At 71.1% G+C, this 25,685-nt stretch carries 23 protein-coding genes; 4 read left to right on the forward strand and 19 right to left on the reverse strand.

Annotated features, from left to right (window positions below; all coding sequences use genetic code 11):
* Window positions 1-8: 8 nt before the first annotated feature.
* Window positions 9-419 (reverse strand): nuclease A inhibitor family protein, encoded by a 411-nt coding sequence (locus WMF46_RS10655; protein ID WP_437985508.1) that lies wholly within the window; start codon window positions 417-419, stop codon window positions 9-11.
* A 211-nt stretch (window positions 420-630) separates the two neighbouring features.
* On the opposite strand from WMF46_RS10655, the gene fbaA reads away from it, so the two are divergent.
* Window positions 631-1,704, forward strand: a complete 1,074-nt coding sequence (gene fbaA, locus WMF46_RS10660) for a class II fructose-bisphosphate aldolase (protein ID WP_437985509.1) — start codon at window positions 631-633, stop codon at window positions 1,702-1,704.
* A 108-nt stretch (window positions 1,705-1,812) separates the two neighbouring features.
* Here the strand turns inward: fbaA and WMF46_RS10665 are convergent, their stop codons facing one another.
* Window positions 1,813-2,226 carry a hypothetical protein gene (locus WMF46_RS10665; protein ID WP_437985510.1) on the reverse strand — a complete coding sequence of 138 codons (414 nt, stop codon included), beginning with the start codon at window positions 2,224-2,226 and terminating at the stop codon, window positions 1,813-1,815.
* 128 nt (window positions 2,227-2,354) lie between these two features.
* On the reverse strand, window positions 2,355-2,720 hold the full coding sequence (locus WMF46_RS10670; protein WP_437985511.1) for a hypothetical protein: 366 nt from the start codon (window positions 2,718-2,720) through the stop codon (window positions 2,355-2,357).
* A 370-nt stretch (window positions 2,721-3,090) separates the two neighbouring features.
* Here WMF46_RS10670 and WMF46_RS10675 point away from each other — a divergent pair, with 370 nt between their 5' ends.
* Window positions 3,091-3,312, forward strand: coding sequence for a hypothetical protein (locus WMF46_RS10675; protein ID WP_437985512.1), 222 nt, complete (start codon window positions 3,091-3,093; stop codon window positions 3,310-3,312).
* A 54-nt stretch (window positions 3,313-3,366) separates the two neighbouring features.
* Here WMF46_RS10675 and WMF46_RS10680 read toward each other — a convergent pair whose 3' ends face one another.
* From WMF46_RS10680 to WMF46_RS10700, 5 genes are all read right to left on the reverse strand, one after another.
* Window positions 3,367-4,278, reverse strand: a complete 912-nt coding sequence (locus WMF46_RS10680) for an HTTM domain-containing protein (RefSeq protein ID WP_437985513.1) — start codon at window positions 4,276-4,278, stop codon at window positions 3,367-3,369.
* Entirely contained in the window at window positions 4,275-4,865 is a 591-nt protein-coding gene (locus WMF46_RS10685; RefSeq protein ID WP_437985514.1) for a hypothetical protein, read from the reverse strand. Before WMF46_RS10685 ends, WMF46_RS10680 begins: the two co-directional genes overlap by 4 nt.
* A gap of 26 nt (window positions 4,866-4,891) precedes the next feature.
* Window positions 4,892-7,333, reverse strand: a complete 2,442-nt coding sequence (locus WMF46_RS10690) for a hypothetical protein (protein WP_437985515.1) — start codon at window positions 7,331-7,333, stop codon at window positions 4,892-4,894.
* Window positions 7,334-7,477: 144 nt separating this feature from the next.
* A complete protein-coding gene (locus tag WMF46_RS10695) occupies window positions 7,478-8,749 on the reverse strand; it encodes a trypsin-like serine peptidase (RefSeq protein WP_437985516.1) in 1,272 nt (423 codons plus the stop codon).
* A 136-nt stretch (window positions 8,750-8,885) separates the two neighbouring features.
* Window positions 8,886-9,227, reverse strand: coding sequence for a TrkA C-terminal domain-containing protein (locus WMF46_RS10700; RefSeq protein WP_437987883.1), 342 nt, complete (start codon window positions 9,225-9,227; stop codon window positions 8,886-8,888).
* A gap of 351 nt (window positions 9,228-9,578) precedes the next feature.
* On the opposite strand from WMF46_RS10700, the gene WMF46_RS10705 reads away from it, so the two are divergent.
* Complete coding sequence (locus WMF46_RS10705; RefSeq protein ID WP_437985517.1) at window positions 9,579-10,409, forward strand: FG-GAP repeat domain-containing protein; 831 nt, start codon at window positions 9,579-9,581, stop codon at window positions 10,407-10,409.
* Window positions 10,410-10,718: 309 nt separating this feature from the next.
* Here the strand turns inward: WMF46_RS10705 and WMF46_RS10710 are convergent, their stop codons facing one another.
* From WMF46_RS10710 to WMF46_RS10745, 8 genes are all read right to left on the reverse strand, one after another.
* A complete protein-coding gene (locus WMF46_RS10710) occupies window positions 10,719-11,369 on the reverse strand; it encodes a superoxide dismutase family protein (protein ID WP_437985518.1) in 651 nt (216 codons plus the stop codon).
* Window positions 11,370-11,808: 439 nt separating this feature from the next.
* Window positions 11,809-12,384: a monovalent cation/H(+) antiporter subunit G gene (mnhG, locus tag WMF46_RS10715; protein WP_437985519.1), complete on the reverse strand. Its 576-nt coding sequence runs from the start codon at window positions 12,382-12,384 to the stop codon at window positions 11,809-11,811.
* Window positions 12,381-12,647, reverse strand: coding sequence for a monovalent cation/H+ antiporter complex subunit F (locus WMF46_RS10720; RefSeq protein ID WP_437985520.1), 267 nt, complete (start codon window positions 12,645-12,647; stop codon window positions 12,381-12,383). The genes mnhG and WMF46_RS10720 overlap by 4 nt, the downstream gene beginning before the upstream one ends.
* Complete coding sequence (locus tag WMF46_RS10725; RefSeq protein ID WP_437551647.1) at window positions 12,644-13,117, reverse strand: Na+/H+ antiporter subunit E; 474 nt, start codon at window positions 13,115-13,117, stop codon at window positions 12,644-12,646. Before WMF46_RS10725 ends, WMF46_RS10720 begins: the two co-directional genes overlap by 4 nt.
* A complete protein-coding gene (locus WMF46_RS10730) occupies window positions 13,114-14,625 on the reverse strand; it encodes a Na+/H+ antiporter subunit D (protein ID WP_437985521.1) in 1,512 nt (503 codons plus the stop codon). Before WMF46_RS10730 ends, WMF46_RS10725 begins: the two co-directional genes overlap by 4 nt.
* Entirely contained in the window at window positions 14,622-14,969 is a 348-nt protein-coding gene (locus tag WMF46_RS10735; RefSeq protein WP_272101619.1) for a Na+/H+ antiporter subunit C, read from the reverse strand. The genes WMF46_RS10730 and WMF46_RS10735 overlap by 4 nt, the downstream gene beginning before the upstream one ends.
* Entirely contained in the window at window positions 14,966-15,385 is a 420-nt protein-coding gene (locus tag WMF46_RS10740; RefSeq protein WP_437716820.1) for a Na+/H+ antiporter subunit B, read from the reverse strand. Before WMF46_RS10740 ends, WMF46_RS10735 begins: the two co-directional genes overlap by 4 nt.
* A 3-nt stretch (window positions 15,386-15,388) precedes the next feature.
* Window positions 15,389-17,677, reverse strand: coding sequence for a putative monovalent cation/H+ antiporter subunit A (locus tag WMF46_RS10745; protein ID WP_437985522.1), 2,289 nt, complete (start codon window positions 17,675-17,677; stop codon window positions 15,389-15,391).
* A gap of 211 nt (window positions 17,678-17,888) precedes the next feature.
* Between WMF46_RS10745 and WMF46_RS10750 the strand changes: the two genes are divergently transcribed.
* Window positions 17,889-19,658 carry a hypothetical protein gene (locus WMF46_RS10750; protein ID WP_437985523.1) on the forward strand — a complete coding sequence of 590 codons (1,770 nt, stop codon included), beginning with the start codon at window positions 17,889-17,891 and terminating at the stop codon, window positions 19,656-19,658.
* Here the strand turns inward: WMF46_RS10750 and WMF46_RS10755 are convergent.
* The 3 genes from WMF46_RS10755 to WMF46_RS10765 all read right to left on the reverse strand — a co-directional run bounded on the left by WMF46_RS10755 (window position 19,655) and on the right by WMF46_RS10765 (window position 25,299).
* On the reverse strand, window positions 19,655-21,340 hold the full coding sequence (locus tag WMF46_RS10755) for a response regulator (protein WP_437985524.1): 1,686 nt from the start codon (window positions 21,338-21,340) through the stop codon (window positions 19,655-19,657). The two genes, WMF46_RS10750 and WMF46_RS10755, sit on opposite strands and share 4 nt — an antisense overlap.
* 66 nt (window positions 21,341-21,406) lie before the next feature.
* On the reverse strand, window positions 21,407-24,226 hold the full coding sequence (locus WMF46_RS10760; protein WP_437985525.1) for an ATP-binding protein: 2,820 nt from the start codon (window positions 24,224-24,226) through the stop codon (window positions 21,407-21,409).
* Between the two features lie 56 nt (window positions 24,227-24,282).
* Window positions 24,283-25,299: an ABC transporter substrate-binding protein gene (locus WMF46_RS10765; RefSeq protein WP_437985526.1), complete on the reverse strand. Its 1,017-nt coding sequence runs from the start codon at window positions 25,297-25,299 to the stop codon at window positions 24,283-24,285.
* Between the last annotated feature and the right edge of the window lie 386 nt (window positions 25,300-25,685).

Below are 25,685 nucleotides of genomic sequence, written 5' to 3' on the forward strand. Positions count from 1 at the left end.
CGGCGCGCTCAGGTCTCGACGACCTTCGTCACGAGGCCGAGCCACGCGCCGGACGGATGGCGGCCGACGACGTAGACATCGATCGCGACGCGCCCGACGCGGTAGACCCGGACGTCGGTCAGGTGGCGCTCCAGCAGGTCCACGAGCCGCCGGTACCGCCCCGCCTCGGCCAGCGCCGCGTCGCCGGCGTCCCCGGGCACGTCGATCACGGGCGCGAAGAGGTCGCCCGCCGTCGTGACCTCGATCGGCGTCGCCGCGCCGAGGCCCTCGGCCGCGAGCAGCGCGGGCGGCGAGGACGCGTCCCCGCGCGACCGGAACGGGCGCAGCTCGTGATCGGACTCACTGGGGAACAGCAGGCCCTGCGCGGCCTCCGCGAGGGACGCGAGGAGCTCTTCGGGCGACATGGATGAGGCCTGCATGCGGATCTCCGGGCGGCAGCTCGGCGAGGGCAAGCTCGCCGTGGCGTGATTCATTCCACCGTGAAGCCAGCGGAGAATCCGCTTGCTCCCTGGGCTTTGGCGATGGTACCCGGACCCGCCCGCCCTGCGGATCCGATCCACCCTTCCGCTTTCCTTCGCCGCGTTGCATGCTCGGGCGAGACCCGAGCAAGGAACAAGGATTCAAGGTGCCATGTCCAAGATGAAGCTCAAGCCCGGCGTGATCACTGGCTCCGCTCTTCAGGAGCTGTTCGAGTACATGAAGAGCGTCGAGTGTGCGCTGCCGGCCGTGAACGTGATCGGCTCGCACAGCACGACCGCCGCGCTCCAGGCGGCCCGGGAGGCCAAGTGCCCCATCATCATCCAGTTCTCGAACGGCGGCGCCCACTTCTTCGGCGGCAAGTTCCTGGACAACAAGGGTGAGAAGGCCACCATCGCGGGCGCCGTCGCGGGCGCGCACTACGTGCGGAACCTGGCCGAGGCCTACGGCGTGCCGGTCATCCTGCACACCGATCACGCCGCGAAGAAGCTCCTGCCGTGGATCGACGGCCTGCTGGAGCATGGCAAGAAGTTCTTCGAGAAGAACGGAGAGCCCCTGTTCTCCTCTCACATGCTCGATCTGTCCGAGGAGCCGCTCCACGAGAACCTCGAGATCTGCCAGAAGTACCTGCGGCAGATGGCGGCGCTCAAGATGACGCTCGAGATCGAGCTCGGCGTCACGGGCGGCGAGGAGGACGGCGTCGACAACAGCGGCATCGACAACTCCAAGCTGTACACCCAGCCCGCGGAGGTGCTCGCCGCGTACGACGCGCTGAAGCCGATCGGCAACTTCACGATCGCCGCGTCGTTCGGCAACACGCACGGCGTCTACAAGCCGGGCAACGTGCAGCTCCGGCCGCCCATCCTGAAGAACTCCCAGGACGCGATCCAGAAGGAGCGCAAGACGGGCCCGAAGCCTGTCGACTTCGTGTTCCACGGCGGCTCCGGCTCGTCGCGCGAGGAGATCCGCGAGGCGGTGTCCTACGGCGTCATCAAGATGAACATCGACACGGACACGCAGTGGGCCTTCACGCAGCCCATCAAGAAGTACATGGACGACAAGGGCGCCTACCTGAAGTCGCAGCTCGGCAACCCCGAGGGCGAGGACAAGCCCAACAAGAAGTACATCGACCCGCGCGGCTGGCTCCACCTCGGCGAGAAGGGCGTGGCGGCGCGCCTCGTCGATGCGTGCAAGGACCTGAACTCGTTCGACAAGTTCGAGTTCTGATCCGCGGCGATCGCGACGGCCCCGCTCGCGCGGGGCCGGAGCGACGCCTGGTAAGCCGCGCCGCGGCGACACCGCGGCGCGTCGATCGACCCGCAAGCGGCTGGCTGCTCACGAGGGCGACGGGTGCGCCGCGCTCAGCGAGCGCACCGGCGCCGTCACCGCAGGGCGGCGGCGAGGCAGCCGGGAGAGCGGCAGGCCGAAGAGGCCGAACGCGGTGAGCTCGATCCCCAGCACGGGCAGGAAAGCGAAGCCCGAACCCCCGGTGGCAAGGAACTGCACGAGGGCGATCGGGGCCGCGATCGACAGGAGCGCTGTCGGGTACGTGACGCCGTGAAGCAACGCGAGCAGCACGCCGACGATCCCCACCGTGAGGCAGCCGTCGACGCTGGGGGTCATGTCCAGCGCGCCCGGCGTGCGCAGCGCGGCGCGGATCCACAGCAGGGAGCCAGTCGCCAGGAGGACCATCGCGATCGGCAGATTCGCCGAGGAGCGGGTCGCCATCTTCGGTATCTGGAAAGCCATGGTTCCGGCCATGACAGCACGCGATGTGCCATCAGGGCTCCCCGGCGGCGGCGGGCCGGCCGGCGCGCTGCGCGATGCAGGGAGTGCGGGGCGGCGCACGCCTTGCGCGTCACGAGCCCTTGGTCCCATCAGGGCGAGGGCGGGCCGGGCTCCTCGCCGGCGCCGGGCTCGCCCGCGTCAGGGCGCTCGTGCGTTCGTGGTGGACGCGCTGGATCGAGGGGCGCGAGCCGGATGCCCAGGTTCAGGAGCTTCACACAGTCCTGCTCGCACGTGGGCCGCCCGCCGGGGAGAAGCGAGCAGTGTGCGACCTCGACGGACTCCTCGGAGCGGCCGTCGACGACGAGTCGGCACCGCACGGGAGCCCCGGTCCGTGGACAGACCAGGGTGGTCTCCGAGGTGTGGTAATGCCGCCGGGCGAGCAGGCTTCTCGTCCCGACGATCAACGCCACGACGCCTCCAGCAGCCGCCAGCAGCACGACGAGCCAGTCTGCCATCGCGACCCCCTGTGAAGAGCGCTGCGGCGTCCACCGCAGCAGGTACGACGCAGCAAGGGGTGCGCCACGCGCTTCGCCGAGGCGTGGGCCCGGCCGGCGCGGCAGGGACCGTCCCTCGTGCATCGCAGATGCACTCCGCGCGCCTCTCGGCGCAGGGCGTGCGCCCCGGCGCCCGGGGCGAGGCGCAGCTGCCCGCCCCGCCGCCGAGCGACGACGTGAGGAGCCGTGAAGAAGCATGGGAATCGACGGCAACAGGCGCGATCCGGGTGCGGTCCTGGCGGCTCGCCATGGCGGCGCCGCGGGTCGACATCTTCCGGCTCGATGATTGCAAACCTCCTTTCATCGGCGGATGCCGCGGGAGGAGGGCGCCATGGCCTGTCATCTGGAGGAATCGGACAAGCTGGTGTGGATCGAGGTCGAGGGGGGTGGCACCGAGCCACGGACGGTGCGCTGCCCGCGGCGGGCGGCGACGGTGGACACGCGGGAGTGCTTCGCCTGCCCGCGCTACGCGACGCTCGCGATCCATCCGAGCGGGAAGAAGGTCTATCTCGTCTGCGAGCCGTTCGACGAGGAGCCGGTCGAGCCCTCGTAGCGGCGCGCGAGCCCGGGAGCGCCCCTCACGACCTCCCGTCCCCGATGGCTGCGCTCACGCGCGGCGCGGGCGCCTCAGATCGCGCAGCTTCTCCAGCTCGAAGAACCCCGCGAACGCCACGCCGAGCAGCGGGTACGGGAACAGGATCGCCATCGTGAGCAGCACGCCGAGGTGGAAGAGCCAGGCGGCGCCGCAGAAGACGACCGCGACGCGCCGGCTGAACAGGGCGAGCGGCGCGCCGAGCTCCATCGCCAGGCTGGCGAGCGCGAGGGGCGGGAACAGGAACCGATAGCGGACGAGCGCGCCGCCGAGCGGGGAGTGCGTGTCGCCGAGCGCGATCTTCCGGACGTTGTCGTAAGCGATGTAGTTGCGGAGGATGTCGCTCGTCGCCCAGTCGAGGCCGCTGTTCCGGAGCTTCGTGACCCCGGCGATGAAATACGACATCACCGTGATCGCGCAGAAGAGCCGGATCGGCCAGCCATAGCGGCCGTCCGGCGCCGGCGCGGGGGCACGCTCCGACGACGCGCGCGCCGCGCGCGCGTCGAGCGAGTGCGCGTCCGCCGCGGCCCCGAGGCCGAGCGCGATGACGTGGAGCGCGAGGAGGTTCTCGGTGTGGAACACCATGCCCCAGGAGCTCCGGTAGCTCAGCACCCAGAGCAGGAGCGCGCCGAAGACGGGCCCGGCGACGCGGAACCGGTAGCCCGCCACGAACGCCGCGCCCGCGGCGATGGCCGCGCCAAGGAGGCTCTGTACCGCCCAGAGGGGGAGCGGCGCGGACAGCACCGCGACCACGCCGACGGGCCTGAAGCTCTCCAGGGGCAGGTGGCTCACCCGCTGGAAGTGCACAGCGCGGACGCAGAGGTACACGAGGGCGAAGCCGCCGACCAGGAGCCGCAAGAGCGCGAGCCGCTCGGCGGGCGCCTCCGCGAAGAAGGCGCGGTCGAACCGCGCAAAAAGCCGCCTCATCGCGCGCCCACCTTGCACGTCGCGTGGAGCTTCGAGTCGATCGGGGCCTCCTGCCCCTCGAAGAACGCGACGGCATCGAAGGTGTCGGTCCGGATCTCGACCGCGACGACATCCGCGTAGCCGTCCTGCGCCGCGACGCGCGACGCGATGCCGCGGCAGAGCGCGCGGGCCGCGCGGGCGCCCTGGCGGATGCTCTGCGCCAGCGTGGCCTTGGCCTGCAGCACCTCCTCGCTGCCCACGAGGCGCGGCGGGATCGGCCGCCGCCCGCCCCGGGAGTCCACGCCGACGGCGCGCTCCACGGCGGTCCGCGCGTCGTGGCGGCCCCACGAGAACATCGGGTAGGTGGACAGCGGAAAGCTGTCGACCGGAGGGCGGCGGAACAGCGGGGCGAGCATGAGGAGCAGGAACGCGGCGGTCACGCCGTACGCGTACGCCCGGCGCTCGCCGAAGCGAGCGGCCCCGCGCGGGCTCGATCCACCGCCGGCGCCAGCGCTCACGGCGCCGCCCTGCGGGCTCGATCCGCCGCCGGCCCCGGCGCTCACGGCGCCGCCCTGCGGGCTCGGTCCACCGCCGGCGCCAGCGCTCACGACGGCCTCTCCCTCGCCGCCCGCGCTCACTGAGGCCCCGCCGCCGGCGCGCTCCGCCCTGGCACGAGCCCGAGCATCCGGCCCCCGTGGCCGAGCGCGGCCCAGGCGTGCTGCACGTAGTCGATGCGGATCCGCGGAGACGCCATGCTCTCGCTGAAGCCCCCCTCGATGATCACGTCGCGGCTGCAGGCGAAGCAGGTCGCGGGCGACCACTGCTGCCGCACGAGGAACCCGAGCACCCGCCGCATCAGCGCCTGGTCGGGCGCGAGGTCCTCGCCGCGCGCCTCCTTGACCGCCATCGCCGCGGCGAGCGCCTCGCCGAACCCCGCCGTCGCCGTGTTGTGCGGCGGCAGCACGTTGCCGAACCCGTAACCGCCCACGAGATCGGGCGTCACCTTGCTGTCCTCGTCGAGCACGAGCCGCGACTTGAACGCCACGTAGTCGAGGCAGAACCGCTCGTAGTCGTCGCGGCGGTGGTGCCCGAGCGCCGCGCGCGCCGCGAGGCAGTGCCAGTTCTCCTCCATGTACACGAAATCACTGGCGAAATGGTCCCAGTAGCGGTTCGCGTAGTAGTCCATGGCGCGATCGACGGCGGCGCGCACCGCGGTCGCGGGCGGGTACTCGGGGCTCGGCTCGCGGGCGGCGAGCGCCTCGAGCAGCGTCAGCGCGAGCACCGACTGGCCTCCCTCGTAGAGCTGCGTCGGGCCGAGGACGGGCGCGACGCGCGCGAGGTCGAGCTGCGGCGCGAAGCCGCCGTCGTCCCGCTGCGTGGCGAGCACCATGCGGGCGAGCCGCCCGATGAGCGCGTCGTGCGTTCCGTGCGCGTCGCGGCACGAGAGGAACGTGACGAGGCTCAGCGCCGTGGGGTTGAGGCCCGCGATCGTCCCGGGGCTGTCCTTGGGGTAGAAGAGCGCGCCGACGGAGTCGCCTTCGCCGGCCCGGCGCTCGAGCTTCGCGAGCAGCCCGAGCGAGCGCTGCACCACCTTCGCGAGCTCCGGCGACGCAGGCACGCTCTCGGCGCCGACCCCGAGCTCGCACAGGGCGAGCGTCGTGCCGGCCTGCCGCGCGATCGAGAACCCGTCGAACGAGGCGCGCCCGGTGAACGGGTCGACGATGTAGCGGAACATGCCGTCCTTCCGCTGCGCCCCGAGGATGTAGCGCTGGGCCGCGGCCGCCGCCTGCTGCGCTGTCGCCTCGGTGAGCGGGACCGACGGCTCTCCGATCCGCGACAGGAGGTGGAGCGCGCCCTCGGCGTCGACGGCGTAGCTGAGCGTCTCGATCCGCACGAGGCCGTCCCGCAGCGCGGCGCCGCCGGCGGTGGGGCCGCCGGGCGGCTCGGGCTCGCCGAGGGCGCGGCGCAGGACCGCGAGATCCACGCCGAAGCGGAAGTCGGGGACGCCGGCCAGCGGCGCGTTCGTGTTGAACGCGTCGAGCGCGAGGAGCTGCCACGGCATGAGGCACCGCTCCGCGAGGCAGAGGCCGTCGAGCCCGGGGCGCAGCGATAGCCCGTCGAGGCCCGGGCCGGGGGAGGCGAGCGGCTGCGCAGCCGAGACGACGTCGATCTTGAGCGGGCCGCGCAGGGCCTCGGCGAGCGCGCCGCGCAGCGCCGCCGCGGCGTCCTCGCCGGGGGCGGGCTGGAGGCAGCGGGTCGCGACGGCGGCGCGCTCGGGGTCGCGGCCGCCGGTGAGGTGGGTGACGACGAGGGTGGGGCGGTCGGGCTCCGGGGGCGCGGCGCACGCGGCCGGCGCCGTGGTCATGAGCGAGGGCGCCTTGGCCGGCGGCGGCGGGAGCGCGTCGAAGGAAGAGAGCGCCTCGCGCAGCGCCGCCCCGGTGCGCGACGGCGCGCCGCCCGGCACGGGCACGACGTCGGCCTTGGCGACGCGGTGACGGAAGAGCAGGGAGAGGGCGGCCAGGACGACCAGCCCGGCGAGCGCGGCGAGCGCGCGCGAGGGCCGGCGCTTCGCGCGGAGCAGGCGGAGGCCGCCGGTCGAGGCGACGCCCCAGCACGCGAACGGCAGCGTGAGGAGCGCGACGACCGCCCAGACCGCGAGCAGCGCCGCCGCGATGCCGGTGCCGAGGCCGCGGTTCAGCGAGGCGACGTAGACGGCGGAGGAGAGCAGCCCGAAGCTCAGGAAGGCGAGGTAGCCGAGCGAGCAGAACGACGCCGCGCGGAAGGCGCGGGGCGCGAGCGGGTGGGGGAGGAGCGAGAGGACGGCGGTCGCGGCGTGGAGCAGCGCGAGCGCGGCGGTGACCACGGCGAAGAGCGTCCACGGCCGGAAGGGGAGGGAGAGCGCGGCCCAGGCGAAGACGGGGGCGTGCAGGGCGCTGAGCAGCCCGACGGCCCAGCGGCGCCCGGGCGGGCGCCGGGAGGCGGCGCCGCGGCTGGCGAGCGTGGGGGATTCGGCCGGGGGGGCGCTGTCCTGGAGCGGCCCCGAGGGCGGGGGGGGATCGGTGTCGGGCGCCTGCATGGTGCGGCGACGCTTAACACGGCGCCTGGCGCGCACGATCGCCGCTGTTACCCGATCGCGGCGCGAGGGGCGGGCGGGCTCAAGGCGCTCGACACCGGCGCCCTCGGCCTGGAGCGGCGGGGACGCGACACGACGGTGTCCGACTCAAGGGCTGCAGTCGAGGAGCGCGCCCGCGTCCGCGCAGATCGCGGACATCTCTGTTCCTCCGTTCCTGCAGGAGAACCAGGCGACGTCGGCGAGGTGATGGAGGCCGACCACCAGACCCGTGCCAGCATCGATGATCGGCGACCCGCTCGAGCCCCCTTCGCTGTCGCACGAGTAGCCGATCTGCGATCCAGAGAGCGTGCCGGAGTAGGTCTGATCGAGCGCGTCGATCTGGCAGCGGAGGGTGTGCGCGTCATCCCTCCAGAAGCCGATCTCTTTCGGGCGCCCGCCCGGGTGCTGGATGAAGTTGATGGGGCGGCCGACGCTGGGGGCCTTCGTCGTCGGGGTGAGCACGCCCCAGGTCGTCTGCGGGTTGCCCGGCAGCCTTATCAGCGTGTAATCGAGGCCGCCTCTGGAGCGGCTGCGGGTCCGGCTGTTGGTCTTGAGGAGGGAGCCGCCCATGAGCCCCTCGCCTGCCGCCACGGCCGCCACCGTCGAGCTCTCGCAGGCCGTTCTCTGGTAACCAAAGCGGGTCTCGAGGCTGTTCGTCTCGTCCTGGGTGCTGATGCAATGGTTGTTGGTGATGAGCGTGGTACGCTCCTTGTCTTTGGTGGCGATCAGCCAGCCCGTGCACAGGTACATGCCCGTGCCGCGCGCGAAGAGCAGCCTCGCCACAGGCCTCTGCTGGAGGTCGAGCTCCGGGTGACACATGATGGCTTCGCGACCCTCCGTGGCACACACGACATCCGGCGTGCCTCCGCCGGGCCTCCTCTCGAGGGAGACGCTGTGCGGCGTCGCCTCGCCCGATGTCACAGGAACCGGGGCGAGCGCGAGCGTCCCGTGGCCGATGTCCGGGATCGAGAATCCGTGGCCACCGCCGGTGCTGCTGTGCAGCTCGACGATCGCCGTCTCGCCGTCGATGGCGAACGCCCAGACGTCGCCGTCCCCGTTCGGGCCGCGATCCTCGTACCGGAACGACTGCGCGCCGTCGGGGCTCGAGACGGTGACATAATCGCCCTTCGCGAGAGAGAAGTCGTTGAAGTGCACGCGCACGAACGTGGCGCCCGGCGAGGTGATCGCCTGCTTCCAGCCGCCGGCGTACGGGTGGGACGTCTCGGCCGCATACGCGATGACGTCACCCGCCCGGAGCGGCCCGGGCGCCGTCTCGAGCTCCTCTGGGTCGTCGGCTCCGCCTGCGCCGGGAGCGTCCACGTTCCCAGCACACCCCGTGAGCGCGAGGAGCGACCCAGCGACCAGCATCTTTCTGTTCATTACAACCCCCCTTCGTCCCGGCTCGCCGCGTGGAAGCGGCGCAAGCGGACGAACCGCATAGGATAAGAGAGGATGGCGAGCCTGGCAAACACGCCTGCCCGCCGAGCGCCGGGGGTGTCAAGGTGCGGCTGTGGTGCTACGCCTCGAAGATCTCGCGCACGCGGCCGAGCTCCGCCGGCTCCACGAGCACTTCGAGCCTGTCGCCGGCCTCGAGGATCGTCTGGCCTCGGGGCACGACCGTCCCGCCCTCGCGGTGAACGGCGCGAATGAGCACGCCGGCAGGCAGGCCGAGCTCGGCGATACGCTTGCCGACGACGGCGGCCCCGGGCGCGAGCTCGAACGTGCGGGTCCTCGGCTCCGTGCCGGCGAGGGTGTGGGTCGCCGGATCGTAATGCGCCGCGAGCTCGTTCACCACGGTCTCCGGCGAGAGGGGCGTGCTCGTCGTGTAGCCGGCGCGAGCGAGCAAGTGCGTCGCCACGGGCATCGTCAGCGCCACGAACGCGATGATGACGATGGCCCGGGTCGTGACGGCGACGCGCTGGTTCGGAGCTGCGGTTTCCGCTACGAGCTGAGCCCGACGACGAGCCGGACGCTCCTCGCCCAGGTCGAGGAGTGTGCGAGCGACCGGGGCTGCAAGCCTCCGACACGGTTTCAGTACAGCCGCGGAAAGCGATGATTCGAGCGGCTCACGACGGACATCGACAAGCCGGTCTCCGAGAAGGCGAGCCCGATGGTGTTCGACACCGACGCCGACGGGCTCGACGACCTCGTGATTCCGGACATCGTCGCGGGGCTCAGCACGCCGTCGAATCCGATCACCGCGTAGCAGGTGGCGCGCAACCTCGGGCCGCGCGCCTCACCGACCTACCTCGCGCCGGCGGAGCTCGCCTTCCTTGAGGATTGGCTGTTCGTCGCCGATCCGGATCGACCGTCCGCCCCGGCCCTTCCTCAGCCCGAGCTCGGGACGGTCCTGGACTACGATGACGACGGGCGGATGGACGTCCTGCTCCACGACGTCTACGAGGCCGAGACCACGTGGCATGTGCTCCTGTCCCGGCCGGACCGGACCTTCGCGCTTCACGACACGGGCATCCGCCGGCCGTTCCCGCTCGGGGTCACGCCTGCGCCGCCGAGCCTGAGCAGCCCCGGCGCTTCGGTGCACCTTGCCGATCTCGACGGCGACTCAGTGCCGGATCTGATCCAGTGTCAGGACCACGCCGAGGAGCTGGTGCAGCTCCCGCTCTCCGCCGTGTGGACCGTCCACTTCTGGAGGCCCGCGCGCGGCGCGACGCCCGCGGGGTTCGACCGCACGGGCGAATCGATCGAGCTGCTCACCGGCTATCCGTGCAATGTGGAGCTCGACGCGCTCGACGTCGACGCCGACGGCAAGATCGACCTCATCGTGCCTTCCCTGAAGTTGTTTAATGACGGGACGGCCCTCATCGGAAATAGTTACGAGGCGATCATGCGCCGAGGCGAGGGACGCTGGGAGCTCATCGACACCGAGCTCCCTGTCGTGTGGGGCGTGGGCCGCGTCGTCTTTCTCGACGTCAACGGCGACGGCCTGCCCGATGCCGTCGAATCGGTGACGCGATCACGCTCGCCGATCCACACGGGCCGCGCACCGGCGATCTCAACGGGGACGGGGCCCAGGATGTGATCCTGCCGCTCGGCGGTGTGTTCAACGCGCGTACGCGCTCAACAACGGCGCGGACCGGCCGCGGCGCTTCGAGGTCGGCTACCGCGACGGGCGTTACCACCGGCTGGGCCGCGGATTTCTCGGCTTCTCTTCCTTCAGCTCTCCGCGTCGGACGTCATCGAGCGCACCGTCACCCTCCAGCGTCAGGAGGTCACGGTGATGCCTTCGAAGAAAGTTTCCGAGTCTCGCTAGCTGGCCACCCGCCGCGGGATGGTAGCCGGGGGGCCGATACGCCCCCCGGAGGCCCGGACGGACGAGCTCCGCGGAGGGTTACTCCTGCTCGATGAGGCCGCAGCCGATGCGGCCGCCCGCGTCGGGGTCTGCCGCGGCGTGCACGACGATCGCGTACTTCGTCACGTCGGTGTCCGCGTCGTCGCCAACGGTCCAGACGTCGGTCCCGCGCTTGACCGTGTGCGTGCCCTTGCCGCTCGCATCGCACGTGAAGCTGCCGAGTCCTTCGCCGTTGGGCACCCAGTGGGCCCCCGCATCATTACCGTTGCTGCCGCAGCTCTTGTTCTCGTGGATGTGAGCGGAGTGCTCGCCTTCAGGGCAGCCTGACAGCGTGATGGTGAGCGTCACCTCCTCTCCGGTCTGCGCGAAAGCCGCGGTCCCGGTCAGGCCGCTCGAGTTCAGCCCCTGGATCTCCGCCTCGGCCCGCAGGGACGCGCCGCCGCCGTTTCCGCCGTCACCGCCGCCGTTTCCGCCGTCACCGCCGCCGTTTCCGCCGTCACCGCCGCCGTTTCCGCCGTCACCGCCGCCGCTCCCCGACGCGGATGTGCTCGTCGAGGCGTCGCCCCCGCCCGAGCCGGCCGTGGACGACGTGCTGCTGGTGCCAGCGGGCGATTCCCCGTCATCCCCGCACGCGGCCAAGAGAGTGCTGGCCCCAAGGGCGAGCAACGAGAGCTTCAACCACCGTGACATAAGTCTCCTTTTCTCGGGGTGACCCGAACAGGCAGGCAGTTGCCCCCCGGACGCGATCAAGCCATCGAGGGCACGAGTATGTCCGAACACGGCGAGCGTCCAAGCAGTTCCGTCACAAAAATCATGCAGGGGTCGCCTATCCGGCGACGGAATTCCGTCGATCGTAGAAAGATGTGGCCCCGCTGCCCTGCTTCGGCGCTCCGGCGCGCGCGGTGGGGGCTATCCAGCCCTGAGCGCTCGCGTGGAGGAGGCTGTCCTGGCAGCGAGACGATGCGTGAGGATACGGAGCCGGTTCATCAGGGATCGAGCTAGTACTACAGCCGCACGACGCGAAATCTCCGCGGATTTCGATGGACGGGCGGACGATCGTGACGCTTGGCTTGTCCGCACACTGGTGGAGCCCAGCTCGTTCGGCGCTCGCCGACGTGCGGCTGTAGTACTAGGCCTCGAAGATCTCGCGCACGCGGCCGAGCTCCGCCGGCTCCACGAGCACTTCGAGCCTGTCGCCGGCCTCGAGGATCGTCTGGCCTCGGGGCACGACGGTCCCGCCCTCGCGGTGAACGGCGCGAATGAGCACGCCGGCAGGCAGGCCGAGCTCGGCGATACGCTTGCCGATGACGGCGGCCCCGGGCGCGAGCTCGAACGTGCGGGTCCTCGGCTCCGTGCCGGCGAGGGTGTGGGTCGCCGGATCGTAATGCGCCGCGAGCTCGTTCACCACGGTCTCCGGCGAGAGGGGCGTGCTCGTCGTGTAGCCGGCGCGAGCGAGCAAGTGCGTCGCCACGGGCATCGTCAGCGCAACGAACGCGATGATGACGATGGCCCGGGTCGTGACGGCCGGGTCGTAGAAATGAAGGGCGGAGGCCGAGATGATGCATGTCATCCCGAACACCGAGGCCTTCGATGTCACCTGGAGGCGCGTGAACAGGTCCGGCATGCGCAGGATGCCCACGGCCGCGAGCAGCATGAAGATGCATCCGACGATGAGGAGCGCGCCCTCGACGAGTTCGAGGATCACGACGTCTCCCCCTGCCGCTCGAGGTAGTACGCGAACGCGATGGTGCCGAGGAAGAAGATGAGCGACAGCACCATGACCGCATCGAGGAGGACGCCGTGATCGGTCACCATTGCGTAGAGGGCGATGCCCCCGCTTCCGACCGTCGCCATGAGGTCCATGGCGACAACGCGGTCGGGGAGGCTCGGCCCGAGCAGGAGGCGGATGAACGCGACGACGAACGCCGCCGTGACGACGGCGATCGCGACGAGCAAGAGCGGGGTCATCGGAAGAGCTCCTTCACGCGGCGCTCGAGGTCGCTCTTGATGGTCGCGCGCAGCGCGTCGGCGCTGTCCACGAACATCGCATGGACGAAGAGGACCGTGCGGTCGCCCGAGACGTCGAGGCCAAAGGTGCCTGGCGTCAGGGCGAGCAGGATCGTCAGCACGGTGATCTCGAGATCGGTCGTCAGATCCAGGGGCACCGCGACGATGCCGGGGCGGCTCTTTCGCCTGATCGAAATGACGTCGCGGGCGACCCTGAGGTTCGCCCGCACCATCTCTTTCGCAAAGAAGAGCATGAACGACAGCACCCCTGGCAGCTTCTCGAAATAGGTCGTGGGGCCGAGCAGGCGCCGGAGCCAGAGGAGCAAGAGGTACCCGAGGAGGAAGCCGAAGACGAGGCCCCCTGCGGTGGCGCGGCCGGTCAGGCCCACCCAGACGATCGCCAGGAACAGATTGAGGACGAGGGCTCTCATGGGCGACCCTCCCCCAGCACGGCGCGCACGTAGTCGGTCGGATCGGCGAGCTGCGCGGCGGCCCGCCGGACGACGGCGAGGAGCGGCTCGGGCGCCATTCCGAGCGTGACGCCCAGCGCGGTCAAGAGGACGACCGGCACGTACAGGAGCGCGCGGCGCCGCGCCCCGCTCTCGCGCGGGGCGAGGTCGGCCTCGGCGGGCGCGGGCTTCCAGAAGGCCTCATTCCATATCTTCGTCATCGAAATCAGGGTGACGAGGCCGACGGCGAGGCTCGTGGCGACGACGGCCGCGGCCCCCCGCGAGCCGAGCTCGAGCCCCGACCGCACCAGGATGAGCTTGGCCCAGAAACCCGACAGGGGCGGTATGCCGGCGAGGGAGAGGGCCGTGACGAGGAAGCAGGCGGAGAGCCCGGGGCTCCGCGCGAGGAGCCCGCCCTGGAGGTCGAGGGAAGCGTCTTTCCCGCCGGATCGCATGATCCCGCTGATGAGAAAGAGGTTCGACTTGATGATGGCGTGGTGCAGGACGAAAAAGATCGCCCCCGAGAGGGACGACAGCGTGAACAGGCCGAGGCCCATGACCATGTAGCCGACCTGGCTCACGCTGTGAAACGCGAGGATACGCCGGACCTCCCGGTGGGACACCGCGCCGAGCACGCCGACGGCCATGGTGAAGGCCGCGATCCCGAGGAGGAGCGCGTGGGTGGCCTCCCTGTCGCCCACGAAGAGGAGGGTGAAGCTGCGCACGAGGGCGTAGACACCCACCTTCGTCAAGAGCCCCGCGAACAGCGCGGTGACCGTGACGGGGGGCGTGTGATACGAGTCCGGCAGCCAGAAGAAGAGGGGGAAGACAGCGGCCTTGATGCCGAACGCGACGAGGAAGATCATCGCGAGGGTGAACCGGATCGGCGGCGCGAGGCTCGGCAGCTTGACCGAGAGATCGGCCATGTTGAGGGCGTGCACGGATCCGTAGAGGATGCCGAGGCCGGTGAGGAAGAGGGCGCTCGAGATCAGGTTCATCGCGACGTACTTGATCGCGCCCTGCATCTGCGGCCGCTCGTTGCCGAGCACCAGGAGGACGAAGGAGGCGATCAGCGTCACCTCGAACCAGACGTACAGATTGAAGAGGTCGCCTGTGACGAAGACCCCGTTCGTCCCCATGAGGAGCACGTGCATGAGCGGGTAGAACCCGTGCGCCCGCCGTCCGCGGTCGATGTCCGACAGGGAGTAGATCGACGTGACGACCGCGATGACGCCCGAGAGCAGGACCATCAGCGCGGAGAAGAGGTCGGCCACGAAGGTGATGCCGTACGGCGCGGGCCAGCCCCCGAGCTGGGTCGATTGAATGCCTCCCCGGTGCACGGCGCGGAGCAAGGCGATACCGACGGTGAGCTGAAGGACGCTCCCGGCGAGCCCGAGCGCGCGCTGCCTCCCCACGCGCCGGAAGGAGAGGAGCGAGAGGGCCGCCGTGGCCAGGGGGACGAGGACGGGCAGGACGAGCAGCACCTTCATGGGCGGGTCGATTCGAGAGAGTCGATGTCGTCGCTGCCCATCGTCCGATGAACGCGATGAAGGAGGACGACGGCGAACGCGACGACCGCGAAGCTGATGACGATGGCCGTCAGGATCAGCGCCTGGGCCACGGGATCGGCCGGCGGCGCGTGGAAGGCCCCCTCGCCCTTGGGGATCAGCGGGGGACGGCCGCGGACGACGCCGGCCGCCGTGAGAATGAGGAGATTCGTCCCGTGCCCGAGCAGCACGAGGCCGAAGGCGAGCTTCACGATGCTGCGCCGGAGCATGAGGAACAGCCCCGACGCATAGAGCCCGCCGACGACGATCGCGAGGAGGACCGTCATGAGCTCATCTCCGCGGCCATAAGGAGGATCATGAGCACCATGCCCATCACGGCGGCATACACGCCGACGTCGAACAGCACCGGCGTCCCGACCGCGACGTCGCCGAGCCCCGGCACGGGGACGGTCGCCCATACGCCTTGCAGGAAGGAGCCGCCGGCCACGAGCCCGATGACGCCCGAGAGCAGGCTCGTCGCGAGCCCGAGCCCCATGAGCGTCTGGGGCGCGACGCGGAGCAGCCGCCGCGTCGAGGGGACGTCGTGAGCGAGGATGTGGAGCGAGAACGCCGCTGCGATGATGAGCCCGCCGAGGAACCCGCCCCCGGGCTCGTTGTGACCGCGGAGGAGCGCATAGATCGAGACGATGATGAGGAGCACCATCAGGACCGGCGTGGCGGCGCGCAGGACGACGGAGGGCATGGCTCAGGCCCCCTTCCGCGTGCGGGTCGCGAGCAGGGCATAGACCCCGATCCCGGCCACGCAGAGGACCGTGGACTCCCCGAGCGTGTCCATCGCCCGGAAATCCACGAGGATCACGTTGACGATGTCCCGGCCGTGGGCCTCCGGGTATCCCTTCGCCACGAAGAACTCGCGCAGGATCGGCTCCGGGGAGAGCGTCGACGACATGAGGATCAACAGGGTCACCGTGGCCCCGAAGATCACGGAGACGATCGCGTCCGGGATCCACACGCGCGCGGGGGATCGGGGCACGAAGCGCGGAAGGTGGTGCAGGACGAGGACGAAGATGACGACCGTCAGCACCTCGACCATGATCTGCGTCAGCGCGAGATCGAGCGCGCTGAAGATCACGTAGACGAGCATGACGCAGAGGCCGATCGCGCCGAGCGCGGCGACGACGGCGAGGCGCGATTGCGTGCGCGTCGCCATGGCCGCGGACGCGAGGATCACGCCCGCGAGCACGAGCTCCGGGAGCTCCACCGTGAGCGACGGGATCGTGAAAGGGAGGCTCCGGAGCAGAGGCGTCCCGACGAGCACGACCGTCGTCAGGGCCGTGATGAGCAGGTAACGGCGCAAATGCCCCGTCTGGAGCCGCGCGGTCAGCCACTCCGCGAACCGGAGGAGCCCCGCGAAGGCAGCGTCGTACACGCGCGCGGGGCCCCAGGCCCCGACGCGCGCGGCGGCGTCGAGGAGGCGCCCTTCGCGGCCGGAGAGAGCACGGAAGAGCCCGAGGCCGGCGAGGAGGGTCGCGACGCTGAGCCCGAGCACGGGGGTCAGGCCGTGCCACAGGTGCAGTTCGAGCGGCGCGGGCCGGCCGAGGATGGCTGTCGCCGCCGCGCTCGGGAGGTCACCGAGGAGCGCCGGCGCCACCCCGAAGACGAGGCTCGCCGCCGCGAGCGTGGCAGGCCCGAGCCACAAGGACGGCGGCGCTTCGTGGGGGAGCGCGGGCGCCGCCAGAGGACCCCCGAAGAAGGGGCGATGGCCGACGACCAGGCTCACCACGACCAGGAGGGCGCTCGACAGGACCGCGGCCCCGGCGAGGACCGCCGTCATCGAGGGCGGCCCGAGGACGGCCTCGTAGAAGAGCTCTTTCGACAGGAAACCGAGGAGGGGCGGCGCCCCCGCGCTCGAGAGCGCCGCCAGCACGGCCGCCGTCGCGGTGATCGGCATGAGCCGCGCGAGGCCCCGCAAGCGGGTGACGTCGCGGGTCCCGGTCTCGTGGTCCAGGGTCCCCGCGGTCATGAAGAGCGCGCCCTTGTACAGCGAATGCGCGACCAGATAGACCACCGCCGCGGAGACGGCCGCCCGGGTCCCGATGCCGAGGAGCATCGTGAGCAGGCCGAGCACGCTCACGGTCGAATAGGCGAGGATCCGCTTGAGGTCCTTCTGCGTGACCGCGAGCGCCGCGCCCGCCACCATCGTGGCGGCGCCGAAGCCCGTCACGACGAGGTGCCATTGTCGCGTCGCGCCCAGCGTTGGATGCAGGCGCGCGAGCAGATAGACGCCGGCCTTCACCATCGTGGCCGAATGCAGGTAGGCGCTGACCGGCGTGGGCGCCTCCATCGCCCGAGGGAGCCAGAAATGAAAGGGCACCTGCGCTGACTTCGTGAAAGCCCCCGCGAGGACGAGGAGCAGGATCGGCAGGTAGAGGGGGCCTTCGCGGACGACGTCCCCCGAGAACCGCGAGATCTGCGTCTCTCCCGTGACCACGACGAGGAGGACGAGGCCCGCGAGCATGGCGAGCCCGCCGCCGCCCGTCACGAGGAGCGCCGTCAAGGCGGCTTTGCGCGCCGCCGGCCGCTCGTGGTCCCACCCGATGAGCAGATACGAGCTCACGCTCGTGAGCTCCCAGCACACGAAGAGGAGAATGACGTCGTCCGCGAGCACGAGGCCCGCCATGGATCCCGTGAACAGGAGCAGGTAGGCGTAAAACCGCCCGAGCCGCGGGTGCGAGCGCAGGTATTCGCTCGCGTACACGAAGATCAGCGCGCCGATGCCGCAGATGAGCCCGAGGAACACGAGCGAGAGCCCATCCAGCCTCACCGCGAGCTCCACGCCGAGCGACGGGATCCACGGCAGCGACGCGTGATGGGCCGCCCCCTCGGCGAAGGGCCTCGGGACGAGCTGCGCCGCGAACACGAGCACCGCGAGCGGGAGCGCCGCGAAGAGCCAGCCGGCCGGGCGCCCGAGCCCGCGGTAGAGGGCCGGCGCCAGCAGCGCTCCGACGAACACGCTCAGGACAGCCCACAGCATCGCAGCAGGTTCCCCTTCGATGCCGGCGAGGGGCCGAGGCGTTCGAGCCCACGGCCTGCCGAGCGGGCTCGACACGCTGTTTGCCCTCGTTCCCGCGGCACCGGCGAGCGCGATCGGGCGAGCGCGCCGCGCCGAGCTGCCCGCCTCGTCGCGTCCGCGCGCTCGATGGCGCTGCCGCGATGCGCGGCGGGCGCGGAGCATCGGATGCGGCATGGATGCGCAGCGCGCCAAGGCGAGGCCCGCCGCCGGCCGCCCACTCGCGGCGCTGCTCCTCGCAGCGCCGCTCCTCCTGGCGAGCTGCGGCCGGGCGCCCGCCGCCCGCCGGGTGGAGCCGCGCGTGCGGGCCGTCCTGGAGGCGCACGGCGCGCCTGCGCTCCCGGCGCCGCCGCCCGCGGAATCGGTCCCGCTGCTGCTCGTCGCCGACGCCGCGGCGAGCGCGCCCGCGCCCGCGAAGCGCCCGCCGGGAGCGGCGCTGCCGGCGCCGGAAGCCGTCGTGTCGGCGGCCGTGCCGTTCGCGCCGGGCGCGCTGCGCGACGTCCGGTTCATCCGCCTGCGCGACGCGCGCGGCGCGGCGGTCCCGCTCCGCGCGAAGCCGCTCGCCGTCTGGCCCAGGGGCCGCTCGATCCGCAGCGCGCTCCTCGTCTTCCGCGCCGCGCTCGCGCCCGGAGAACGAGCGATCTACACGCTGGATTTCGGCGCCCCTTCGCCATCGTCACCTTCGCAGCGCGCCGACCGTCCAGCCCTCCCGGCCGCCCCGGCCCCCGGGCTCGCCCAGGTCCCGCAGCCCTTCCAGGTCCCTCCGGCGGCCGTGCTCGACGAGGCGCTCCTGCCGAACCCGGACGGGCCGATCGCGGCGGTGCTGCCGCCGTCGTGGTACGCGGCGAGCCTGGTGTCCGGGCCGCAGCTGCCGGCCATGGACGATCGCCGCTTCCCCGGCTTCGAGGCCCGCATCGAGGGCGCGCTCGCCCGCATGACGCCCGCCTACGACGCGTACGGCGTCACCTGCTCGGCCCCGTACCGCACGTACTACGACGGTCCGCACGCGCTCTACCAGCGCTTCCTCCGCAACGGCGACGCCGCGCGCTACCGGCGCGCGCGCGCCGAGGCCGTCTGGTACCGGCAGCACGAGCTCAGGTTCTCGCCCGATCGCCGCCTCGCTGTCCACATCTGCGAGCGCGACGACTGGAGCCCGGCGGCGCCCCTCTCCTGGCCAGTCCTCCGGCGCATGCTCGGCCAGGGGATGGTCGACGACTACCTGCTCACCGGTGATCCGGCGGCCAGGGAGGCGGTCCTCGCCATGGGCGAGGCCCTCCGGCAGAACCAGGCCGCGCTCACGGGCGGAAGGGAAGACGTGCTGCGCGTGACCGAGCGCAACATGGCCTGGGTGATGATGACCCTGTCGAGCTACTACGCGCTCGACCCGCGGCCCGAGCTCCTGTCGACGCTGCGCGGGCTGGCGGACCGCACGGTCGCCTGGCAGCGGCAGGGCGCGTCGGGCGCGTTCGAGCACGACCTGACCCGCGCCGACCCGTCGGAGTGCGAGCGCGGCCCGCGCGGCGGCTCGCCGTTCATGACCGCGCTGCTCGTCGACGCGCTCATGGACTACCACGCGCTCACCGGCGACCCGCGCGTCCGCGAGGTGGTCGCGCGCGCGGCAGGCTGGCTCGCCGAGCGCGCCATCACCTCGGACGGGCGCGCGTTCCGGTACCTGTGGGGCTGCGAGACCGACGCGTACGACGACAGCGGGACCGCCGACCTCAACCTGCTGATCGTGCCCGTGTTCGGCGCCGCCTACGCGCTGACGCGCGAGCCGCGGTGGATCGAGGTGGGCGACGCGCTGGCCGACGTCGGCGTGAAGGAGATGCTGGTGAAGGAGCCCAAGCACTGGAACCAGGCGATGCGCGCGTTCGGGCGCTACCTGGGGTACCGGGCGGCGCTCCCCGGCGCGGCGAGCGAAGGGCAGCGATCTGCCGGTCCCTAATAATGGCCGTTCCTGCGCCCGGTCGCGCCGCCGTTGCGGGCGCTATTGCCGTTGACGTGCAGGCCCGCCACGCCGTCGCCGGCCTGCCGGAGCGCGTAGCCGATGCCGCTCTGCAGCGTCCCCTTGGTCACCACGGCGCCGAGATCGACGCCCAGATCGATGAGCGTCTGCGCCAGCTCGGCGCGGATGCCGGTGATCACCGTCTTCGACCCGAGCAGCCGCAGCGCCGTCGCCGTGCTCATCAGCGTACTCGCGACCGCCGAGTCGAGCACCGTCACGCCGGTGACGTCGATGATGACGACCTTCGCCCGGTTCGTCTGGACGCCGTTCAGCGCCGCCTCGAGCGCCTGCTGCGCTCGCGCGGAGTCGATCGTCCCGATGAGCGGCATCACCATGATGTGATCGGTGATCGGGATGAGCGGCGTCGAGAGCTCGGCGAGCCGGGCGCTCTGCGCGTCGATGACCTCCGCCTGCAGCGCGGCGCGCTCCTCCTCGGCCCGGGCGCGCTCCTCCTCGGCCCGGGCGCGCTCCACGAGCTCCCGCTGCAAACGCTCGTTCGTCTGGCGGAGCTCCTCCGTCTGGCGCGCCACCTCGGTCTCCAGGCGCTCGTTCGAGCGGCGGAGCTCGGACGTCATGTCCGCCAGGTGCCCGTAGAGCAGGGCGTTCTTCACGGCCACCGCCGCCTGGGAGGCCAGGAGCCCGAGCGTCTCCAGCTGCGTCGCGAGCAGCGGCTCCGGCGCCGCGTCGCCCTCGATGTAGAGGACGCCGATCAGCTCGCCCTGGCACATCATGGCCAGGCAGAGGATCGACCTCGGCCCCTTCCCGGCGAGGTACCGCGCGTCCTCCGGGCGAGCGTCGCGGCCCGTGTCCCAGACGAAGACCGATTGACGGGTGCTCGCGACCTCCTCCACGAGCGACGCCGCGAGATCGGCGCCCGGGCCGACCGGCGTCGAGAGCCCGAGCACCACCGTGTCCGGATCGCTCGTGATCGACGCCTCGATCACCAGCCCGGACTCGCGCGAGAGGACGAGGACGCACTTCCGCGCGCCGGCGTGCTCCAGCGTGAGCCGCATCAGCCGGTCGAGCACGTCGTCGAGGACGATCTCGCCCGAGACCGCCTGCGCCGCGCGGATGACCGTCGCCATCTGCGCCTGCGCCTGCGTGAGCCCCTCGAGCGCGCGCTCCAGCGCCACCGTGCGCTCTCCCACGCGCCTCTCCAGCTCTTGCGTGAGCCGCTGCAAGGCCGCCTCCGCCGCGATCCGCTCCTCCACCTGCGCGGCGAGGCGCATCGTCAGCCTCCTGAGCTTTGTGTGCACCCGGACGCGCGCGAGCAGCTCCTCGTCCAGGAACGGCTTGGCGAGGTAATCGACGGCGCCCAGGTTCAGGCCCTTCACCCGGTCCGCAGACAGGTCCGTGCTCGCCGTCATGAAGATGACGGGGATCGCGGCCGTGGCCGGGTCTCCCTTCAGCCGGCGGCACGTCTCGAACCCATCCATCCCATCCATCTTCACGTCGAGCAGGATGAGATCCGGCATCCCCTCCCGCGCGAGCCGGAGGGCGCGCGCGCCGTCCACCGCCACCGCGACCTCGAAGCCTGAGCCCGTCAGGGTATCGGACAAGAGACCGAGGTTCCTCGGGTTGTCGTCCACGATGAGTATCGTTCCGGCTTCACTGGCATCCATCGTTCTAGCCTCCAGGAAGCGCGCGCTCCCATTGCCACGACCAAGGCGCGCGCCGTCCAAGCAACGTCAATCGCGTAGGTGCATCTTGATGAAATCTTCAACGGCTTCCATCTTGAAATCCTGCATCAGGCGGCGCAGGTGCCTGCAAAACGGCGCGAGCTTCGGATCGGCGCGATCGAGCCTGTCGAGGTGCTTCTGGAGCTGGTGGGAGAGCCCCCTGTGCGCGAGATCGAAGAGGAGCCGCAGATCCTCGGCGGCGGGGGCGGTCATCGGGAGATCTGCGCCGCCGGGGAGCTCGGGTGAGCTCGGGTCGCGGTGGGCGACGGCGGGCGCCTCGCCCATTGCGCCAGGATCGCCCTGCTGCTCGTAGATCCACGAGAGCCCGAGGTGCCGCTGGATCTTGTCGAAGAGCTCCTCCAGCTGCAGCGGCTTCGGGAGGAAATCGTCGGCGCCCGCGGCCAGGCTCTTGTCCTGATCGGAGAGGAAGACGCTCGCGGACGACGCGAAGATCTTCAATCCTGCTCGATCCGGCGCCTTCCGGAGCAGCCGGATCATCTCCCAGCCGTCGAGCTCCGGCATCGCGAGGTCCGTGATCACCAGGTCGAACTCGCGCTCCGACGCCGCCGCGAGGCCCTCCTTGCCGTCCGTGGCCTCGGACGTCTCGAACCCGACGGACTGCAGCATGTTCACGAGCACCGCGCGGTTCTCGGGCTGGTCGTCGACGACGAGCACCCGCCGCCGCCTGCCCTCGTAATCGACGACCGCCGAGGCGGGCCGGAGCGCCGTGGGCTGGGTTCGCCGGGGCGACTCGGCGAGGATCACGTCCATCCAGAACACGCTCCCCTTGCCGGGCTCGCTCCTCACCTCGATGGAGCTGCCGAGCAGCTTCATGATGCGCTGGCTGATCGCGAGCCCGAGCCCCGTCCCGTCGACGCGGCGCTTGCCGTCGCTGGCTTGCTTGAACGGGAGGAAGATCTGGTCGAGCTGATCCGGGCTGATGCCCGTCCCGGTGTCCTCGATCTCGAAGCGCACCCGGTGCGTCCTGCGCGGCGCGCTCTGGATCGTGGCGGAGTCCGGCGCGGATCCGTGCGGCGGGCGCGGCCCGTCGCCCAGCCGCTTGATCGTGAAGGAGACGCTGCCCTTCTCGGTGAACTTCACGGCGTTGCCGAGCAGGTTGATCAGCACCTGCCGCAGCCGCCGCTCGTCGGCGACCACGTCGGTGGGGAGCTCGGGATCGGGCGTATACACGAGCGTGATGCCCTTCTCCTCGGCGCGGATGCGGCAGATCTCGGCCGTCGATCGCAGGAACGAGGGGAGGTGGAAATCGTTCGCGTGGGCCTCCATCGCCTGCGCCTCGATCTTCGCCAGATCGAGGACGTCGTTGATCAGCGTGAGCAGGTGGGCGCCGGAGCGATGGATGACGTCGATCCCGCGCAGGTCCTGCTCGCTCAGCCCCCGCGAGCGCCGGAGGATCTGCGCGTAGCCGAGGATGCCGTTGAGCGGCGTCCTGAGCTCGTGGCTCATGTTGGCGAGGAAGTCGCTCTTCGCCTTGTTGGCGGCGTCCGCGGCGACCTTCGCCTCCTTCAGCTCGGCCGTGCGCTGCTCGACGCGGTGCTCGAGCTCCTCGAACGACCCCTGGAGCTGGCGCGCCATCTGGTTGAACGACTCCGCCAGCGTGCCCATCTCGTCGTGGGATCGCACCTCGACCGCTGTGTCGAGCTTCCCGCTCGCCAGCTGCGACGCCGCCTGGGCGAGGCGGGTGATCGGCCTCGTCAGGACCTGCGCCATCAGGACGGCGACCGCCGTGACGATCGCGGCGATCAGCGAGGCGAGCAGCAGCGCGTCGCGCGTCGTCTTCTCCTCGATGGGCTCGAGGAACGCCGCCTCCGGCCGCACGAACGCCACGGTCCACGGCGGCTTCTTCATGCCGTCGAAGGCGCTCACGCGCGCGAGGGCCACCGCGCTCATGGGGGCGTCCCGCGCGGCCATGCGGGCCTGCAGGAAGCGGCTCGCCGTCGAGGTGGGGTCCTGCTCGCGCTCGAACCGGCGCAGCCCCTCGTCGAAGGCCTGCGCGTCGGTCGACAGCTCCGCGGCCGGCTTGTCCGGCAGCCGCCGCTCCGCCTTGAGCCGGCCTTCGAGCTCCGGGGCGAGCGGCACCAGCGACTTGAACACGAGCTCCGGAGAGCGGCCGTGCGCCAGGCGGACGTGGTGCTCGTCGAGGAGGATCGCGAACGCGTCCGACGCCTCCAGGAGGCGCGTCTGGGAGAGGATGATCCGCTGGACGGCCGACAGGTTGTAGGTGCACCGGAGCACGCCGATCGTCTTCTTCTTGTTCAGCGCGTCGCGGACGGGGCTGCTGAAGACGAGCTGGGGCACCTCGCCGGCGAACACGACCGACGACGCGTACGGCAGGCCCGTCTCCATCGCGCGGACGAAGTAGTCCCTCCTCGATTCGTCCCTCTCCGCGGGCGTCTGCACCGTGTCGAGGACGTTGTGCCCGCGCTCGTCGAGCAGTGCATAGGAGAGGATGTTGATCGTGTCCTTCCGGATGAGGCCGTGCAGCGTCCTCGACGCGAACGCGTGCGCCTCGCTCCCGCTCCTCCGGGCCTCGTCGTCGAGGCTCAGGTAGCTGGTCAGCCCGGGCAGGCGGGCCTCGACGCGGACCGCGTCCAGGTTGCTCTCGATGAAGTCGTCGACGCTTGTCGCGGCCTGCGACGCGGCCGCGGCGAGCGCCTGGTTGGCGCTCTCGGTCAACACCATCTCGTTCGTCCGCTTGTTCAGGAGCGTGAGGATCGAGAGCGGCGCGAGCGCGACCGTCAAGAGCGCCACGATCAGCTTCATGCGGAGGGTGATGAGCGGGGCCTGCTGCTGCATTGCGCGACTCATGGCGTTCGTCGAACCTCCGTGGCGATGCTCTCCAGGTGCTCCGCGGGCCGCGGCGGTCACTCGCGGCTCGTGGCGGGCGGCAGGAAGGACGAATCGAAGATGTTGTCGAGGTCCGGGCGGCGCCCCAGCTGCCCGTCCTGGACGAGAAAATCGATGTGCTTGTTGACGAGCGGGGCCAGCGACGTGGGGTCGTTGTTCGGGGCGAACCGCCGTCGGACCTCCTCCAGCGAGAAGAGCTCGTATCCGTCCGTGCTGATGTCCGAGGCCGGGATCTTGAGCGCCTTCGCGATGATCTCGTTGCCCTCCTGCGGGTGGGCCTTCCAGAACTCGACGGCCTGGAACCACGCCCGGATGAAGGCGCGGACGTCGTCCGGGCGGTCGCGCAGCACCGTGCTGCGGAAGAGCGTGAAATCGGCGAACAGCGCGGGCGTCTCCTTGCTCGAGAAGATCGCCTTGGCGCCGGACTTCGCCGCCTGCGTGACATAGGGCTCCCAGGTGTGCCCAGCCTGGATCGTATTGTTCGCCAGGAGCTGGGCGACGTCCGTCTCGCCCACGTTGACCAGCGTCACGTCGTCGATGGCGAGCCCGTTCCTCTCCAGCATCTCGCTGACCAGCATCTCGCCCATGGCGCCGGTCTTGGCCGCGATCTTCTTCCCCTTGAGATCGGAGATCGTCTGGATCTCGGGCCGCGCCATGATGACGTCGGCGCCCGCCGTCTGGCCGGAGTAGAGGACGACCCGCGCATCGGGCTCTCTCGCGAGGATGCGCACGACGACCTCCATGGTCCACGGCAAGCCGTCGACCTTGCCCGCGGTGAAATCGGAGATCATGCCGTAGAGATCCGGGTTGAAGACGAGCTCCACGTCGACGCCCTGCTGGTCGAAGAAGCCCTTCTCCTCGGCGATCGACAGCGGGAAATACCCGAGCCAGTAGCCGTGGCTGAAGCGGAGAGGCGGTCGCGCCTCCTTGCCCCGGTCGCCGGGCGAGGGATCCGGCTGGCACGCCGAGGCGAGGACGGACAGCACGGCGACCGTGAGCCCGGCGATGGTGCGTCGCACAGCCGATGTCTTCATGGTCTCTCGGGGCTCCTTCCCGGGGCGTGTCGTGCGGGCAGCGCGCGCCGCTCGACGGCGCGACAGCGCGCGATGCGCACCGATCGCCGCGCGCCGCGCTCCCGGCGCCGAGACGACGGCCCGACTGCGAGGCCCCCCTGCATGTTGCGCAGCCTACCATGAACCGCCGCGGCGCCGCGATGCTCTGCGACCGGATCACGGCGATCCGGGGGGCCGTCTCGAGGTCGCCGGCGCCGTCTGCCCGACTGGACTGCCTCGCACCGTCGCGACACCTCGGTAGGTAGCTCGGCGCAGGTGTGCCGAAGGCATCGATTGCTGAAGCAAACCCATTGCGATATTGCAATGCGAGCCGGCCACGACTACCCTTTAACTCAGCCTTCGCGCCT

The sequence above is a fragment of the Sorangium sp. So ce117 genome (assembly GCF_051524395.1).
GTDB lineage: Bacteria > Myxococcota_A > Polyangia > Polyangiales > Polyangiaceae > Sorangium > Sorangium cellulosum_B.

Excerpts from the sequence above, each read along its gene's own strand:
- fbaA (WP_437985509.1), top strand. The coding sequence starts at position 631 with ATGTCCAAGATGAAGCTCAAGCCCGGCGTGATCACTGGCTCCGCTCTT.
- WMF46_RS10670 (WP_437985511.1), bottom strand. The coding sequence starts at position 2,720 with ATGGCAGACTGGCTCGTCGTGCTGCTGGCGGCTGCTGGAGGCGTCGTG.
- WMF46_RS10755 (WP_437985524.1), bottom strand. The coding sequence starts at position 21,340 with ATGGATGCCAGTGAAGCCGGAACGATACTCATCGTGGACGACAACCCG.
- WMF46_RS10740 (WP_437716820.1), bottom strand. The coding sequence starts at position 15,385 with ATGCCCTCCGTCGTCCTGCGCGCCGCCACGCCGGTCCTGATGGTGCTC.
- WMF46_RS10690 (WP_437985515.1), bottom strand. The coding sequence starts at position 7,333 with ATGCAGGCGCCCGACACCGATCCCCCCCCGCCCTCGGGGCCGCTCCAG.
- WMF46_RS10760 (WP_437985525.1), bottom strand. The coding sequence starts at position 24,226 with ATGAGTCGCGCAATGCAGCAGCAGGCCCCGCTCATCACCCTCCGCATG.
- WMF46_RS10735 (WP_272101619.1), bottom strand. The coding sequence starts at position 14,969 with ATGACGGTCCTCCTCGCGATCGTCGTCGGCGGGCTCTATGCGTCGGGG.
- WMF46_RS10730 (WP_437985521.1), bottom strand. The coding sequence starts at position 14,625 with ATGAAGGTGCTGCTCGTCCTGCCCGTCCTCGTCCCCCTGGCCACGGCG.
- WMF46_RS10710 (WP_437985518.1), bottom strand. The coding sequence starts at position 11,369 with ATGTCACGGTGGTTGAAGCTCTCGTTGCTCGCCCTTGGGGCCAGCACT.
- WMF46_RS10750 (WP_437985523.1), top strand. The coding sequence starts at position 17,889 with ATGGATGCGCAGCGCGCCAAGGCGAGGCCCGCCGCCGGCCGCCCACTC.
- WMF46_RS10765 (WP_437985526.1), bottom strand. The coding sequence starts at position 25,299 with ATGAAGACATCGGCTGTGCGACGCACCATCGCCGGGCTCACGGTCGCC.
- WMF46_RS10655 (WP_437985508.1), bottom strand. The coding sequence starts at position 419 with ATGCAGGCCTCATCCATGTCGCCCGAAGAGCTCCTCGCGTCCCTCGCG.
- WMF46_RS10675 (WP_437985512.1), top strand. The coding sequence starts at position 3,091 with ATGGCCTGTCATCTGGAGGAATCGGACAAGCTGGTGTGGATCGAGGTC.
- WMF46_RS10745 (WP_437985522.1), bottom strand. The coding sequence starts at position 17,677 with ATGCTGTGGGCTGTCCTGAGCGTGTTCGTCGGAGCGCTGCTGGCGCCG.
- WMF46_RS10720 (WP_437985520.1), bottom strand. The coding sequence starts at position 12,647 with ATGACCCCGCTCTTGCTCGTCGCGATCGCCGTCGTCACGGCGGCGTTC.
- WMF46_RS10725 (WP_437551647.1), bottom strand. The coding sequence starts at position 13,117 with ATGAGAGCCCTCGTCCTCAATCTGTTCCTGGCGATCGTCTGGGTGGGC.
- WMF46_RS10695 (WP_437985516.1), bottom strand. The coding sequence starts at position 8,749 with ATGAACAGAAAGATGCTGGTCGCTGGGTCGCTCCTCGCGCTCACGGGG.
- WMF46_RS10665 (WP_437985510.1), bottom strand. The coding sequence starts at position 2,226 with ATGGCTTTCCAGATACCGAAGATGGCGACCCGCTCCTCGGCGAATCTG.
- WMF46_RS10680 (WP_437985513.1), bottom strand. The coding sequence starts at position 4,278 with ATGAGGCGGCTTTTTGCGCGGTTCGACCGCGCCTTCTTCGCGGAGGCG.